We start from the raw sequence: 16,005 nt of genomic DNA on the forward strand, positions 1-16,005 counted from the left end.
CGAACAGTTAACCCCAACCTTTTTGGCTAAAAATCCTCAATGCAGTAAACAGATTCAGCTGTACTTCCAGATTGTTCAGGTCAATTCCCAAGAATTCCTCTGCTTTTTTTAACCTGTAACGCAAAGTATTCACATGGACAAACAGTTTTTCCGCAGTAGCATTGATATCGGCATTGCACCGGAAATAAGTTTTTAAGGTCTCCAAAAATTGCCCCTCATGTTTTCTGTCGTAATCCAAAATGGGGCCCAGTATACTGTAACAGAACTCTTTCAGTTCCTGTTCCCCCATTTTGTAAATTAAACTAAGAATCCCCAATTCATCAAAATAGGTCAGCTCATCTGCCTTATCGAAAAATCTTCCCAGTTCCAGGGCTGTCTTGGCCTCCTGGTAGCTGCGGAACAGCTCATCTGCCGCGGTATATAAGTGTCCTACACCGACAGAAAAAGATATTTCCAGTTTGTTGTAAATATATTTTTTGGCTTTGCGGAACAAAGAATCAATCTCTCGCTTCAGTTCCGGAAAAGTCACTTTTTTCCCGATAGGCAACAAAACTATCAGGTACATTCCTCGCCGGGCCACCACAGGGTTATCCCAGTGCATTTTTAGAGCAGAATGCAACATGGATTTTATCTGCTCAATATTTTTTTCCGCATCCCAGGACTCCTCATCATCAAGCCCTACCACTGCCAAAGCGTGAGGGCGGGAAAAGTCCAAGCCAAAAGTTTTGCCGCGGTAGATCAAGCTTTCCCTGTTTTCAAAGTTATTGTATAACAAATCGTGAATAAACTCATCTCTAAATTTCAGTTGGATTCGCTTGATTTCCCTTTCCTGCTTCAAGGCCACTAAGAAGATAAGCGCGCTTTGTTCCAGTGCCTGGGCAATTGCATTTGAGTAGCGGGTCTCCGTGAGCAGAAGAAAAATATACCCCTCCAGTTCTGACTGCATCAGAGGTAATGAGGCGTAAGGGACCGCTTTACCCTCCGGAGTTACCAGCATTCCCCGTTCAATTTTGGACTCTCCTCCCTGAAATTCACGACGCGGCGTGGATACAGGTAAAAAGTCACCCCAGCAAAAATCTTCTCCTGGCTTTGCCTGATATGCAACTATCCTGAAAAATGGATCGGTAACGATCACTTGATTGCCTAAGAAATCTACCATTTTTTTGGCTAAGGAAGGCACTCCCCCGCCACAGGCTATGGCCTCCAGCAGCATGGTTTGCAACTTACTTGATTCCACGATTGGCACCTCCCTTCGTAGATTTCAACAAACAGCAGTTTATCCAGCTGTAAGATGCTACAATTCGGTCCGCCTTAACCACTGCTTTCGGATTACAGGAGGTTTAAACTGTACCGACGGGCGCGTTAATTTAATATTCGGCAACGAAGGCACCGACTTCACCCATCCTTCCTCATCAATCCGGTCAAGGAAGGCCACTTTTAAGGCGCCATTGTTGCAGGCATCTTCACAGACCGGCCTTAGTCCTCCTTCGAGGCGACTCACGCAAAGGTCACATTTATCCACCTTTCCCGTCGCGGCGTCATATTGTGGAGCGCCATAGGGACAAGCCTTAACACATAAACAACATCCATCACAGCGTCCGGCATCATGGACCACGATTCCGTCCCGCCGCTTCTTGTAGGTACGATTAGGACAAACCCGAAAACACTCGGGACTTTCGCAGTGATTACAAGCGAGGGAAAGATAAAACAAACCTATTCCATCTTTATTCTGCCACTCCACCGCTTCCACCCGGCGATACCGTTGTGTTTCCCCCAGTCCAAAGTAATTTTTGCACGCCACCTCGCACGCCCTGCAACCCAGACACCTGCTAACATCCACCAGAAAGCCTACTTGCCGCATCTCGCGCCTCCTTTAAACGGGACAAAGGTTAACAAATGTATCATGGATAGCAATAGCCGGACGTCCTGTCCCTTTGCTTCCCATGTCCGTGTAAGTGCCGTTTACCAAGTCGCCCAAATCATGTCCACCGCCGCCATACCAACCTTGAAAACACACTAACGTATCTTCGCTAATCGTTTTAGTTAGCTTAACCGGGAGCAATATTTCGCCCTGCTGGTTATAAACCCTCACAAGGTCACCGTTGTTTAAGCCAAACCTTTGTGCTGTAAGCGAATTGATCCATAGACAGGGCTCCCCTATTCCCCAGGTAAGCCATGGTAAATTTAGAAACTGGGAGTTGTTGCCAGACTGACTGTGGGGTGTAATCAACCTGAACGGAAATGCTTTCGGAAAAGCAGCCGGTTCAGTGTAAACAGGCAATAATGGCAGTCCTTCACCAGCAGCTGTTGCAGAAGCTATTTCAAATTTTTCCGACGGGGTTTTAAACTTCATCCCCTCCCAAGCTACCTGAGGCCATTTAAGTTTGCGGGGGCCTTGCAATAATTCTCTGTAGTCCTCAATCCCCAGACGGGAGTATAGCTCCTGGTTGAACTCCCCGGCAACCCACTCCTCTTCATTGCCGTCAGTGGGGAAACTACAAATGCCGGGTGATAATTCGTTAAGTTTGCGGGACAATTCCCAAGCCACTTGCAGGTCTGATTTGCACTCTCCAAGGGGAGGGATGGCAGGTTCATTGATACCTATCCAGTGATGCCAATAGCTTGGCACCACATCCCATTCTTCAAACTGAGTGGTGGTCGGCAAAAAGATATCTACATAGCGGGAACTCCGGTTCAAAAAATGGTCCACTTGCACTATTAAATCTAATTGTTCCAGAGCTTCTATTAAACTTCCGGTGTCAGCATCTTGAAACAGGTCTCTCTGAGCCAGCCAGAGCATTTTTACAGGCGGATTATCAGTTTTTTTCAGCTCTTTTCCCAGGACATTGACATTGATTTTCCTGTGAAAAACAGGATTTCTGGAGGTAATATAATCCCTGGTATAAAAAGAAAACAATTCCCAGGGTGCCATGGAAGGAAAGTACAGGCCCGCTCCGGATTTGCCCAAATTTCCGGTCAGTGCCGCCAATGTCGCTATGGCCCTGACATTCTGCCCTCCGTTAGTGTGGCGTTGTAACCCCAATCCGGTCCAAATGACGGACGGTGAACCGAGAGCATACAATTCGGACACTGCCCAAACGGCCTCTCGGGGCAATGCGGTTTCTTGTTCAATCCAATCATAGCCGATACTTGCCAAATAATCAAAAAATGGTTCATAGCCATGAACATGCTGCGCCAGGAATTTCTGATCGTGCCACCCATGTTCTACAATGCACTTGGCAATCCCCAGGGCTAAGGCCCCGTCACTGCCAGCCTTAGGCTGAAGATAAATATCAGCCTGCGCGGCGGTTGCCGTAAAAATAGGATCGATCACAACAACCTGCGCGCCCCTAGTTCTGGCCTGGTCGATAAAATACATTTGATGCACTGCGGTCCAGGCAGGATTGACCCCCCAAAGAATAATAACTTTGCTGTTTGCCATATCCTCGGGATCGGATTTCTCCATTGCACCTGTACTGTACAGGTAAGCATCCAACCCAGCAGACCAGCAGGAGTTGCCCTCTGTCACTGTAATAGCACCCAGCCCGTCAAATAGGGCATTTGCGGCATAATGCAGCAGCCCCATGTTTCCGTACTGTTTACATAAACAAATCGGGAAAAAACTATTGTAGCGGCCCTTTAATTCCAATATTTTACAGGCAATGACTTCCATGGCCTCGTCCCAGCTGATCCGGCGCCAGTTCCCGGAGCCCCTGGGAAACTGCCGTAACGGATGAAGGACCCGCTGTGAGCTATAGACCCTTTCCACGTAAGCATAACCCTTTGCACAAAGATTCCCCCGGGTAAATCCGTGGGCGGGGTCGCCACTGACCCGCACCAGTTTTCCGTTTTCCACGTAACTTAAAATACTGCAGGTACAAAAACAATTACGCGGGCAAAGGTTACGGAAAACTTTTCTCACAACAGACACCTCCGGCTTTTTGCTGGATATTGATTCGAAAATTCTTAAACTGATCAGGTAAACTGCTGAAAGGGCAATCGAAAATTTTATTGTTTAAATCTTAACAAAAAAATGGGCGTTTATCGATATTTAACATTGTAATTTGCGCTTTTTTACCACTGCAGGCTGTCTACAGCAAATTTTTCGGCAGCAGAAATTTGCGCAACGCAGGATAGACCTCATGCTTATTCTTGATTGTAACTGTAACACAATTAGAATCACTGTTTTTCTTCAGAGCCGCCATCAAGGTTTTGGTGCGATAATAGGGATTGACAATTTCTCCATAGCAAAAAAGATTGCAGAGGGGCAAGATCTTTTGAACCAGTTCCAGGCATTTATCATTATCCGAAGGCAAGTTGTCGCCGTCAGAAAGCTGATTTCTCCCCATACTGCTTTTTTCAAGCTTAGAGGTCGCTTAAACTTATTTAAGCAACTCTGTACGTAAATTATATCAGTTCCCATGTCAATAACGAAAGACGGCAAAACATTCTAATATTGTTTTAATAATAATGGAATAATATACCAATATTTTTGGGAATATACTGTTGATTTCAGGTTACAATATAAACAGGAACATAACGGTTGAGCCAAGATCCATGTATGATCCGGTCCGGGTCGTATATGGGTCTGCCAAAGATTGCATACAGGTCGCAGGGCCTGTATGCAGTCGGAGGGCAGATTCTATACGGTAGGGAAAGGCTCTGCTGCAGTCGTATCTTAAAACTGTTATGATTGCAGTAGGGTCCCAACCTATCGTATAGGGTCGAGCGAAGATCGTACAGGGTGCCGCAGGTTTTAACTAATTAACGGTCGTATGCAGCCGAGAGGTTGCATACGGCTGTACAGGTATCCTGTACGGTCGAACGAACCATTATTGCAGGTGGTGAACTGCTTGGTTATGGTCGCAAGATCATAGCTTGGTAATAAGCCATCTGCAGTAGTGCAAGGTAGACCGTTATGTTCCCGTTTTATTTTTTTATATTTTTTCGTGGTTATGGCCGCAGGAATTTACACAATGCCGGGTACACCTCATTTTTATCCTTGATGGTAACTGTTACAAAATTTGGGTCATCGATCTTCTTCAGCGCCGCCATCAAGGTGCTGGTGCGATAATAAGGATTGATAATTTCTCCATAGCCAAAGAGATTGCAGAGAGGCAGGATCTTTTGAATCAGTTCCAGGCATTTCTCATTATCCGAAGGCAAATTGTCGCCGTCAGAGAAATGAAAAGGGTACAAATTATATTCCCTGGGGTTAAAACGTTCATTGATAATTTCCAGTGCCAGCTGGTAAACCGAAGAACACCTGGTGCCGCCGCTCTCTCCCTTGGTGAAAAATTCCTCCTCACTCACTTCTTTTGCTCTGGTGTGGTGAGCCAAAAATATAATCTGCACATTTTCATACTTGGTGCGCAAGAAACGCACCATCCAGAAAAAAAAGCTGCGGGCTATGTATTTTTCAAACACACCCATGGAGCCGGAAGTATCCATCATTGCTAACACTACGGCGCTGGTCTGCTCTTTTACATCTGCGTCCCAGGTTTTAAACATCACATCCTCGGGAGTGATTTTATTGTGCTCCTTGTCACCCCTTAAAGAGCGCCGCTTCAAACACTGCAGCACGGTTCTTTTCTTATCTACGTTAGCCATGAGCCCTGTTTTGCGCACATCTTTATATTGGCTCGACTCGGCAAGTAAAAGCTGCTTTTTTGTTTCCTTCAGGTTGGGCAAATGCAAATCCTCGAAAATCATTTCTTCCAGTTCATCCAGAGTCACTTCCGCTTCATAGTAATCATCACCCGGCTCGTCACCGGCCCCTTTGCCTTCTTTCGTACCTAAACTGCTGCCCAACACATCCCCCTCTTGCGTTTGTCCTTTCCCCTGGCCCACATGCTTATTCTTTTCCAGGCTGAAGCGAATGCGATATTCTTCCAGGGACCTGACCGGAACTTTGATGATCTTGTTGCCCTCCGCCATGATTATGTTTTCTTCACTGATAATTTCGGGTAAGTTTTTTCTAATCACTTCCTTGATTCTTTCCAGATGTCTCTTTTGGTCCAGATAAGCCTGGCGGCAGAGGGACCAGTCCTGGCGGGAAACAAAAAATTCCGGCAATTGTCTCACCCCATCCGGGTAATTTACACCCTGTTTTACTTGGCTAGCAGGCTGCCGGCATACTTCAAGGCCTCAAAGGCACACACTTTACAGTAACCATAATTTTTCACCAGCCGGTCCAATACGTCCTCTATCCTGCTCAACTGCTGTGCATCAGGGTTCTGGCTTAATAAATTAAACCTGATGGTATTTTTTAAATCGGCAAACAGTTTCTTTTCTACAGCCTCTTTGAGTTTCCCGTGGGAATCATAGCCGAATTTCTTACCCTGCCTTGCCAGTGTGGAAAGCCTGATTAAAATTTCCTCCCGAAAGCTTTTTTTAGCATTTTCGCTGACGCCAATCTGCTCCTCAATACTTCGGAGCAGGTTTTCATCAGGTCCGTATTCTTCCCCGCTTACCGGGTCAACCACTTTTACTCCGTTGCAGTAAGCCTCAACATTGTCTAAATAACTGTCGAAAAGGTTTTGCGCTGCTTTTTCATAGGACGTGAGCAAGGCTTTTTGCATCTCCTTTTTGAGTACCTCATCATATTCTTTCTTAGCTACAGACAGCAAATTGAACAATGTATTCTTCTCTTCTTTATTAAGGGCAGGATGCTTTTCCAAACCTTCCCTGATGCCCCGCAAAATATCCAGGGCGTTAATACATTTTTTTCCCTTGCTGATGAGGACACTGGAAATTCTGTTCATGATAAACCTGGGGTCAATGCCGCTCATGCCTTCACCCAACACTTCCTGCTGCAGTTCAACCACATCTTTATCCGTAAAACCTTCCACGTGTTCCCCATTATAGAGTTTCATTTTCTTAACCAAATCCATGCCCTGCTTTTTAGACTCTTTAAGCCTCGATAAGACAGAAAAAACGCCCGCAACCCATAAACTATAGGGTGCAAGATGCGTATCCAGCTCACTTTGCTTGATTAACTTTTCATAGATTTTAACTTCGGCGCTCACCTGCAAGTTGTATGGCACAGGCACAACCATAATCCGCGAGCGCAATGCTTCATTTTTCGGGTTAGCTATAAAGGAGCGAAATTCACTTTCGTTGGTATGGGCCACCACTACCTCATCAGCGGAAATCAGGGCAAAACGGCCTGCCTTGAAATTGCCTTCCTGAGACAGGCTCAATAAATGATAGAGAAATTTCTCATCGCACTTTAGCATTTCCTGGAATTCCATAATACCGCGGTTAGCTTTGTTCAACTCCCCGTCAAAACGGTAAGCCCTGGGGTCAGATTCAGAGCCGTATTCGCCGATGGTGGCAAAATCGATGCTGCCTGTCAGTTCCGATATATCCTGGGACTTGGGGTCCGACGGACTGAAAGTGCCTATTCCCACCCGTTTTTCTTCGGAAATGATAACCCGTTCCACCATCACCTCCTCAATCCGCCCGCCATACCTTTCCTGCAGCATCAGCTGACAAGAAGGACAAAGGTTTCCTTCTATATAAACCCCCAGTTCTTTTTCCAATTCAGGCCGCAGCGCTTTCGGGATAAGGTGCAGCGGTTCCTCATGCATGGGGCAATCTTTGATGGCGTAAATTGCACCTTCTGCTGTCCTGGAGTATGCCTCCAGACCCCTCTTCAATAAAGACACAATGGTGGACTTTCCCCCGCTCACCGGGCCCATTAAAAGCAAAATCCTTTTGCGCACATCCAAACGCCTGGCTGCAGAATGAAAATATTCCTCCACCAGGGTTTCCAGGGTTTTATCCAAGCCAAAAAGTTCACCGGCAAAAAAATTATATTTTTTAACCCCATTCTCCTCACAGATACCGGCCGCTTTAATCATATCGTAAATCCTGGCGTGGGAAAGCCGGGCTATCTTGGGATTCTCTTCCACCAGCTGTAAATAATCTAAAAAGGTACCTTCCCAAGCCAGTTCCTTTTCCTGGCGTCTATACTCCTCCAAACGTTTGAGTATATCCATCGGCCATCCCTCCCAAAGGCAGTTGCTTGCCGCAAAGCCCAGTATAAAGTCCAGTATTATGTATATGTATTCTGCAAGGGATTCAGAATTTAGGATCTAAGACCTGAAAAGCACTTTTGCGGTCTCCCCCAAACGCTATGAGTTTATGCTCTGCTCTTTCTCCCGGTATAGAAAATTATTGCAAAATTTTTATACTGCCAGAAGGAAATTTTTAGATGATAGCGAAGAAGTGTGTAGGCTATAAGGCTATATTTTTTATCAGGATTTGTGACAAATATCACAATGTTTATCCAAATTAACCTGATTTATGACAGCTTTGCTTGCTATTTTAAACCGAAAGGAGGTGTAAAAAATATGAAGATAAAAGGCAAGCATCTCAATACCAAAAAGGAGGAAAAAACAATGACAAGAAAATCCATAATCTTGACAGCATGTTTATTATTTGCCGCTGTCTGTGCCTTAGCGTTGGTAAATGTATACGAAGCTGATGCAAAAGCCAGCTTTGGTGGCAACTGTTTTGCTTCCGGCTGTCATAAGGCAGGAGTTGCACCAACTAAAGATTCTGTGCAAGCAGCCAAACCAGCGCAACCTGCGGCGCCGGCAAAAAGCAGCACACCGGCAAAAAGCAGTGCTCCTGCAAAACCCTCAGCTACTAAGCCTGCTGCTGCCCAACTGCCAGCCGCCAAAACAGCCACTTTAAAAATTAACGACAAAGCTGAAAAAGTTTTGATGGTTAACGGAACTACCCTGGTTCCTGTGGCCAAGATCTCAGAAATAGCTAAAGTTTCTCCTGTCTGGGATGGAACAAAGAAAACTATTACCATTAAGTCAGCATCTACTACCATTGTTCTGACAGTAGGCAAAGATACAGCGGTTGTCAACGGGCAAGAAATAAAGCTTGAGGCCGCAGCCCGTGAAACTGCCGGCGTATCCTACGCACCGTTGCGCTTTATTGCTGAAAAATTAGGACTTAAGGTGGACTTTGCCAACAACAGCATAAAGGTGTATAAACCCATCCCCACTCCTCAGGAGGCGTTAATCTCCAACAATTACGTGGGATCAGAAACTTGTGGCACCTGCCACCCCGATGCTTACAAAGAATGGAATAACAATCACGGCAACTTCGCCAAAGATGTTTCTAAAGATCCTTCTGCCCTGAAAGGCAACTTTGAAGGTAACTACCCCAAAGCCATCGGTTTTGGCAAAAATGACATTCAATATGCCTTAAACACCCAAGAAGACGGGTTATTACACGGACAGGAATTAGTCGGCAAGAGGGGAACATTTGGCGTTCCGGCTGATGACTATCCGGTAATGTGGTCTACTTGGAATATGAAAGATAAAGAATGGGAAACCGAGGTAGAGGCTTGGGGTGAAGGCACTCCGTGGTTATCCACCTGTGCCGGTTGCCATGTGACCAACATCCAGGTGCCCACTGCAGGCAAGCCGGATACTCCCAAAGGATTCTTCGAACTGGGAATCGCTTGTGAAAACTGCCATGGCCCCGGAAAAGAACATGCTTCCAACCCGACTAAAGACAATATCATTGTAAGTTCAAATGCGGCTAACTGCGGCCAGTGCCATACAAGAGGTGCTTCAGCAGCTAAAAGGCCGGATGGTAAAACTTATGGCTACCCATATAGTGAAGAAAAAGGCAACTATGAAGCAGGTATGGACCTGGCAGAATTTTATACCCATGTAAGCCTGGATGATGTAAAATCCTTCTGGCCAACAGGCCATGCCAGGAACTCCCACCATGTTCAATATCCGGAGTGGCTGGCTACAGATCATAGCAAAGCGTTGGAAGACTTAAAAACTAACGACCATGCCACCGATGAATGCTTGGGATGTCACTCGGCTGATTATATCACCGCAAAAGAAGGCAATAAGCCTACTTTGCAAACAGCACAAGAGGGCCTGTCCTGTCAGGCTTGCCATGACTCCCATAACCCGACCCAATTCAGAACTGCCAAGGAAGAGTTGTGCGGCAGCTGCCATAACGCGGAAGGCGCCACTGTAGGCTCTGCAGTCCATCACCCGCAAAAAGAATTAAATGAGGGGCTCATCGGTGTCGGAGTAGAGCTGAAGCCAAGCGTTATGGCAGAAGCCGGCGTCAACTGTATTGATTGCCATATGCCCAAAACTACAGGACCCGACCCAAGCCATAACATGCATATAGTAACACCTAAAGTGGCCCAAGAATACGGCATGCCCAATGATTCCTGTATGGGTTGCCATCCGGGAGCTAAACCGGAATATATCCAAGCCCGCTTGGATAAGTGGCAGTCTGACGTTAAAGCCGAGCTTGAGGCAGTTGGGGCTCTAATCGAAGCAAAAGCTTCCTTTAAAGATAACCAGGCTTACAAAGAAGCTAAATTCAACTATGATATCGTGCTGCAAGACGGCAGCACCGGCGCACACAACTATGAGTTAGCCATGGATTTGCTCAAAGCGGCAAAAGAAAGATTAAACAGCTTAAAATAAAGCTTTGAGTCAGAATACCCTGAATAGCAACCGGGGCCCTAACTAAAGGGCCCCGGTTGTTCTTTACTTTATGACTTAAAAATTTAGCACTTCAGCTGTTCTTTTTTTAGCTTCAACCAAAAAAGCATCTTTTTCCGGAAAGTCCTTCACAACTTCCAGTGTACCTAAAATGTATTCAAACCAATCCACCAGCAGCCGGTTCATCTCTGCATATTTTTGGGGAGCATCTGCCGGTTCTGCCACCTTACCGCTCCAAATTTGCTCCATACGGGAGAAAATAAAGTTGGTAATCTCCCTCATGATAGAGGCAAAAACTGCCACCTGCGGATTGGAATAAGAGGTACTTGCCTCATAGCTTGAATAGGGCGAGATTTGCAAACGTCCCTCTTTTTGCAGCCTTTGATAAGCGCCGGTCCCCTGCAGGATGATCTGATGGTGGTAGAGCACATTAGCTGTGGTCTCAAGATTTTTTAGCAGGTTGTTTCTTTTAAGAAACTCAAAGTTTATCCGAATATCCTCCAAGGTAGAGTCCGGTTCAAACATAATAAACCCTATATTGGGTTCTATGCTATATTTACGCAGGACCTTTAAAGCCATTTCATTCTGCGCCACTGTAGTCATTTTATTAAGACGCTTAAGGGATTCGTCCTTTCCGCTCTCGAGGCCGAGCAGGATATGGCTAAGTCCTGCATCAGCGAGTGCAGCGATAGTTTCATCGTGGATATCATTCACCCTGGCCTCGATGCCAAAGCGAATGTTGCGCGATTTTAGGAGCGCAGCTAATCTTTTTGCCCTCTCCTGTCCCCTTTGGCCGGGACCAAAAAAGTTGGGATCGGTAAAGTAAAAATACCTCATCTTATGCTCTGCCATAATCTCATCTATCTCCGCCACAATATTCTCCGGACTGCGCGCCCGCCATTTGGAACCCCGGCCATAAAACGCATTTATATAGCAAAAGGTACATGCTCCGTAGCAGCCCCGGCTGCCCAGAATATTTACCTCGCCAATACCCAGTGAAGCTTTTGTTCGGACAGGAAAAGGAAGGCTGTCCAGATCTTCAATAAGTTCCCTCCGGCTAAAGACTATTCTGCCCTGCCCCTCCCTGTATGCAATTCCCGTAACATGCTCTATGGAAACCTGGCAGCAAAGAGCTTGGACCAGTTCAGCAAAAGTCAGTTCCGGCTCTCCCAGGATAACGGCATCAATTGCCGGGCATGATTCTAAGATTTCTTCATAGGCGAAGGTAGGGTAAAAACCATAGCTTATTATATAGGAAGCAAGTCCTTCATTTTTAACCTTTTCCAGAAAACTGTAAAGTTTAAGGTCGTGCTTCCAGTGATAGACCAGGTGAACTCCCAGAATATCAGGCTGCAGTGCCCTGACCCGTTCCAGAATTTCTTCGTAGGAAAGCTTTTCCAAATAGCCTTCTACAATTTCCACTTGGTGTCCTTTACTCTTCAGCATACCTGCAGCATAACCGGTCAACAGGCATGCTGAAAGGGGAGCATTAGCTATGTCGTTACACCTTTCAGCGCTTATGCTCCGCGGATGCTCCAGCAAAAGCACCTGCATTTACTTCACCCCCTGCCACATAAACACGTTTTTGCACAGATGCAAAGTTTCCAAATGGTATCTCAAAGTCTCAAACGGTTTTGGATTATAATAGGTCGGATACAACAGGTCAGTCTCCGCACTTATTACCCCTTTTTCCCTGGCAATAGCTTCTATAGGTGTACCAGGCAAAATCCGGATATTGTTCAGGATAACTGTTCCCAGGTTTCTCTTCCTGCTGTGCAGGTCATAAATCCGTTCCAGGAGCCTGATTCCTTTCTCGATGGTCTTTTCGTTCTCACCGGGCACATTGACCATAAAATGGTAGATACTGATTACATCGCTCTTGGCAGCAATTCTTGCAGCTTTTAAAATATCCTCTTCCGTAAGATTTTTACCCAGTATGTCCAGGGATTCCTGACAGAGACCGTCGGGAGAGAAAGAGAAACACTCGCAGCCTGCCTTTGCGAAGAGCGTTACGTTATCTTCATTTAAGTGGTCTTCGCGGAAAAAGCCACCCCACTTCACTTTTAACCTCCTGCGCAGTATTTCCTGGCAAATATCTTCCAGATATCCGTCAGGAATGTTCACTACCGGGTCATTAAAGTGAAATCTCTCAATACCATACTCCTTATGTAAAAACTCCATCTCGTCCACAACCCCCGCGGGTTGACGGCAGCGCAACCTCTTTCCCTGGAGGTTGGGATAGACACAATAGGAACACTGAAAAGGACATCCCCGTTTTGTCTCAATCCCTATTGCAGCAACATAGCTGTTAATCCCCAGGTAAGAGGATGGGTCCAGCAAATTTCTGGCAGGAGGGAGGTAATTGGTACTCAGGTCAAATTCTTGGGAGGGCGGCATAACTTTTACCCTATCACCGTCCCGCAGGCAAAGACCTTTTAAAGCAGGGGGATTATCCAGTGAGGAGAGGAGGGCCGGGAAAGATATTTCGGCCTCCCCCACAATTCCATAGTCGATTTCCGGCAGAGCAAGCATTAGCCGCTCCGGGAACAGGGAAAAACCAGTACCTCCTGCAATAATCCGGGTTTGGGGTAAAAGTTTAGCAATCATTCGCACCGCAACAAAAAATGGCGGAATAAGAGAACTGGTCTTGTTGGCCAGAGGGTCAATATTGCGCAGGGATATGCCCACTACCTCCGGCCGGAAACTTAAAAGCTTCTCCTTCAGTGCTCCAAAGGGATCCGCGTTAAGATTCATGTCCAAAAGCTCTACCTCGTAGCCTCTACCCTGGATATGGGTGGCCAGAGAGACAATTCCGATAGGATATACCCTCTCGGAAGATGCTTCGTCCATTGAAAGCGCTTGCACTAACAGAACACGCATCATAATCACTCCAATAGCAGCAGGCCAAAATATTTAATATAATCACCCTTACTGGCCAATGTCCGCAAGTTTATGCCCGCACGCCTGACCGTTGCAAATACATCAATACCTGCCCCCTCCAGGGAAGGTCTGCCTTCCCTGGTCCTGCGGCAAACTCCTTCCGGGGAACAGGAATCGCAGAGGGCACAGGGACCTGCCCAATAAGCAAAAGCTTTATAAAAACCTGCCTTAAAAGCTTCTTTTTCCGCCTGCAACACACGATTTTGAAAACTCCTGGTGGGAGGTTCCCCTTCCAAGAGCAGCGCTTGGTTATAATCCTGCAGCATTTTTCTTGTTTTTTCAGGCGAAGGACTGTTGGGCGGACAGTGGGGCTTCCCGAAGTATGCACACCCGAAGCGGCAGCGCAAAACGGTCCAATCAGCAACATGAATTTGCTCAACGGGAATAGGTAATACCCTTTGAAATCCAAGAGCTTTAATCCTGGAAACCAGTCGGGATTTACAATCCAGAGCAAGGTTCTCCAATCTCTCGGCATTTTTGGCAGCTATAAGTACAGCCGTATCCGTCTCCAAAGGAATAAGCTCAGAAACATAAAGGTTAAAACTATTGATTTGTTTCCTCAGCCACTCCTTCGCAAAAATTTTGCCATTGTAGGTATTGATCAACATATTCAGATCATAAAGGGCAGCTTTTTCCGGAAAATGTTCCACAAAGAAATCATGGACAAGCAAAAAACCTTCCGGCTTAAGACTTTGTATAGCGTTTTTTAAAATATGGGAGGCCTCTATCTCCGAATAGGCATGGACAATATTGGAAAGTATTATTAGATCAAACTCTCCCTTGCTAACAGGCCATGATTCCAAGATATTAGCCGGACAATAGGATACCCTATCCCCAAATCCCCGTTTCTGCACCAGCTGCCGGGTATAATCCAGAACTTCGGGAATATCCATCAGGGTGGCTCTCATCCCGGGGAAATTTTCTAAAAACCCTGCTGCAATAGCGCCGGAACCTGCCCCTACATCCAGAACATTTCCTTCCAGCGCAAGGCCGGAAAAGATGGGGGTAATTTCCTTCACCTTGGTGTGTGCCACACAGTCCATTGCATTAATATACTTTCGAATACGAGCTGCTAAACTTTCGGCATTTTCCTCAACCGGAGCAAAATTCACCCTTCCACCGGCTTTAAGGCAGGCCTTCAGGTCCCGCCAGTATGAAGTCAGGTATTTGCGCCAAAGAATGGAATCCCCCTGGTAGTCTGCTCTCCCCTTGACCAGATAATCGGCAGAGATTTTTGTGTTGCTAAAAAAATCATCATGACAGGTCAAGAGCCCCAAGGCACAAAGCGTATGTAAGTAACGTTTCAGCGCCTGAAGATCACATTTTACTTCCCTGGCGATCTCGTCAATTTTCTTTCCGGCAGGTTCAAGAAGTGTAAAAATCTCCATTTCAACTGCTGTAAAGAGCGCCTCCGAAAACCAGTAGCCGGTAGCCAGGTCCTCCAAGTATTGGGGACCCGCCTGTTGGGGGTCATATTTAAACATTCCTGGATACCCCGGCATCCTCGAAAGTAAGCATTTTATTGATCACCTGGACAGCAGATTCCACAATATGCATCGCCACAGCCGCTCCCGTCCCCTCTCCCAAGCGGAAATTCAAGTCAAGGAGAGGCCTCAAGCCCAGTACCTCCCACATGAATTGATGTCCACCTTCTACCGATTTGTGAGAAGCAATCATATAATCTACAGAGTCAGGTGCCAAACCTTTGGCAATCAGCGCTCCGGCAGTTGAGATGAATCCGTCTACCACTACAGGTACCTTATGGTAAGCTGCTCCCAGAATAAGTCCGGCAATTCCACCGATTTCAAACCCTCCTACCTTAGCCAGCACATCCAGGGCATCCTTTGCATCGGGCTTGTTGACCTCCAGCGCCTTTTGAATAACCCGTATCTTATTTTCCAAGCCTTCGTCATCTATGCCTGTTCCCCTTCCGGTGACTTCACGGACGGAGAAACCAGTCATTGCAGCCAGAATGGCACTGCTGGGGGTGGTATTTCCAATGCCCATATCCCCGGTGGCAAAGAGCTCCACTCCTTCTTCTTCCACCAGCTTGCCGGCAATTTCTATCCCCGCTTCAATTGCTTCTTGTGCCTGTTCCCTGGTCATGGCAGGGCCTTTTGTCATATTTTTCGTTCCATAATCTATTTTATATGAAAGGATATGCCCCTTCTCAACCAATTCGCTTAAATCAGCGGCAACTCCCATATCCACGACTACCACCCGGGCACCGACCACCTCTGAAAGTACATTGATGGCCGCTCCCCCGGCAACAAAATTGGCTACCATCTGGCGGGTAACTTCCTGGGGAAATGCACTGACACCCTCTTCAACTACCCCGTGATCTCCGGCCATGGTAACTACTATTTTCTTTTTAACCGAAGGCTTTAAAGTCTCCTTAATAGCCGCCAGCTGTTCTGCCAACTTCAGCAGTTCCCCCAGGCTTCCCTGGGGAATTGCCAGGTTTTTTAAATAGTTGCCCGCTTTCATCCGCCATTCCTGACTTACCGGTTCAATGCCTTTTGTTACTGTTTCCAGTGTCAATCCCATTTTTCCACTCCTT

The 16,005-nt window shown here is 46.5% G+C and carries 11 protein-coding genes; 1 reads left to right on the top strand and 10 read right to left on the bottom strand.

The genetic code is table 11. From position 1 onward, the window contains the following. Positions 1 to 7 precede the first annotated feature (7 nt). The 6 genes from EYS13_RS08405 to EYS13_RS08430 form a co-directional block, all read right to left on the bottom strand. Entirely contained in the window at positions 8 to 1,237 is a 1,230-nt protein-coding gene (locus tag EYS13_RS08405; RefSeq protein ID WP_227761753.1) for a PucR family transcriptional regulator, read from the bottom strand. A 57-nt stretch (positions 1,238 to 1,294) separates the two neighbouring features. Next, entirely contained in the window at positions 1,295 to 1,861 is a 567-nt protein-coding gene (locus EYS13_RS08410) for a 4Fe-4S dicluster domain-containing protein (RefSeq protein WP_227761755.1), read from the bottom strand. 12 nt (positions 1,862 to 1,873) lie between these two features. After that, the gene (locus EYS13_RS08415) at positions 1,874 to 3,922 is read right to left on the bottom strand and encodes a molybdopterin-dependent oxidoreductase (RefSeq protein ID WP_227761756.1); all 2,049 of its coding nucleotides are present in this window, start codon (positions 3,920 to 3,922) and stop codon (positions 1,874 to 1,876) included. A gap of 169 nt (positions 3,923 to 4,091) precedes the next feature. Further along, positions 4,092 to 4,349 carry a DUF444 family protein gene (locus EYS13_RS08420; protein WP_227761757.1) on the bottom strand — a complete coding sequence of 86 codons (258 nt, stop codon included), beginning with the start codon at positions 4,347 to 4,349 and terminating at the stop codon, positions 4,092 to 4,094. Positions 4,350 to 4,953: 604 nt separating this feature from the next. Next, positions 4,954 to 6,075, bottom strand: a complete 1,122-nt coding sequence (yhbH, locus tag EYS13_RS08425) for a sporulation protein YhbH (protein ID WP_227761758.1) — start codon at positions 6,073 to 6,075, stop codon at positions 4,954 to 4,956. A 35-nt stretch (positions 6,076 to 6,110) separates the two neighbouring features. Beyond that, a complete protein-coding gene (locus EYS13_RS08430; RefSeq protein WP_227761759.1) occupies positions 6,111 to 8,003 on the bottom strand; it encodes a PrkA family serine protein kinase in 1,893 nt (630 codons plus the stop codon). A gap of 354 nt (positions 8,004 to 8,357) precedes the next feature. On the opposite strand from EYS13_RS08430, the gene EYS13_RS08435 reads away from it, so the two are divergent. Next, positions 8,358 to 10,487: a stalk domain-containing protein gene (locus EYS13_RS08435; protein ID WP_227761760.1), complete on the top strand. Its 2,130-nt coding sequence runs from the start codon at positions 8,358 to 8,360 to the stop codon at positions 10,485 to 10,487. A 75-nt stretch (positions 10,488 to 10,562) separates the two neighbouring features. On the opposite strand, the gene EYS13_RS08440 is transcribed toward EYS13_RS08435, so the two are convergent. Genes EYS13_RS08440 through cobT form a run of 4 tightly spaced genes read right to left on the bottom strand, consistent with a single transcriptional unit; the run spans position 10,563 to position 15,992 of the window. Beyond that, positions 10,563 to 12,059: a B12-binding domain-containing radical SAM protein gene (locus tag EYS13_RS08440; RefSeq protein ID WP_227761761.1), complete on the bottom strand. Its 1,497-nt coding sequence runs from the start codon at positions 12,057 to 12,059 to the stop codon at positions 10,563 to 10,565. Beyond that, a complete protein-coding gene (gene bzaD / locus EYS13_RS08445; protein ID WP_423055334.1) occupies positions 12,060 to 13,385 on the bottom strand; it encodes a B12 lower ligand biosynthesis radical SAM protein BzaD in 1,326 nt (441 codons plus the stop codon). Between the two features lie 5 nt (positions 13,386 to 13,390). Beyond that, positions 13,391 to 14,929, bottom strand: a complete 1,539-nt coding sequence (locus EYS13_RS08450; RefSeq protein WP_227761763.1) for a DUF2284 domain-containing protein — start codon at positions 14,927 to 14,929, stop codon at positions 13,391 to 13,393. Further along, positions 14,922 to 15,992: a nicotinate-nucleotide--dimethylbenzimidazole phosphoribosyltransferase gene (cobT, locus tag EYS13_RS08455; protein ID WP_227761765.1), complete on the bottom strand. Its 1,071-nt coding sequence runs from the start codon at positions 15,990 to 15,992 to the stop codon at positions 14,922 to 14,924. Before cobT ends, EYS13_RS08450 begins: the two co-directional genes overlap by 8 nt. Between the last annotated feature and the right edge of the window lie 13 nt (positions 15,993 to 16,005).

The sequence above is a fragment of the Zhaonella formicivorans genome (assembly GCF_004353525.1).
GTDB lineage: Bacteria > Bacillota > DUOV01 > DUOV01 > Zhaonellaceae > Zhaonella > Zhaonella formicivorans.

Excerpts from the sequence above, each read along its gene's own strand:
- EYS13_RS08410 (WP_227761755.1), bottom strand. The coding sequence starts at position 1,861 with ATGCGGCAAGTAGGCTTTCTGGTGGATGTTAGCAGGTGTCTGGGTTGC.
- EYS13_RS08420 (WP_227761757.1), bottom strand. The coding sequence starts at position 4,349 with ATGGGGAGAAATCAGCTTTCTGACGGCGACAACTTGCCTTCGGATAAT.
- EYS13_RS08440 (WP_227761761.1), bottom strand. The coding sequence starts at position 12,059 with ATGCAGGTGCTTTTGCTGGAGCATCCGCGGAGCATAAGCGCTGAAAGG.
- EYS13_RS08430 (WP_227761759.1), bottom strand. The coding sequence starts at position 8,003 with ATGGATATACTCAAACGTTTGGAGGAGTATAGACGCCAGGAAAAGGAA.
- EYS13_RS08435 (WP_227761760.1), top strand. The coding sequence starts at position 8,358 with ATGAAGATAAAAGGCAAGCATCTCAATACCAAAAAGGAGGAAAAAACA.
- bzaD (WP_423055334.1), bottom strand. The coding sequence starts at position 13,385 with ATGCGTGTTCTGTTAGTGCAAGCGCTTTCAATGGACGAAGCATCTTCC.
- cobT (WP_227761765.1), bottom strand. The coding sequence starts at position 15,992 with ATGGGATTGACACTGGAAACAGTAACAAAAGGCATTGAACCGGTAAGT.
- EYS13_RS08450 (WP_227761763.1), bottom strand. The coding sequence starts at position 14,929 with ATGTTTAAATATGACCCCCAACAGGCGGGTCCCCAATACTTGGAGGAC.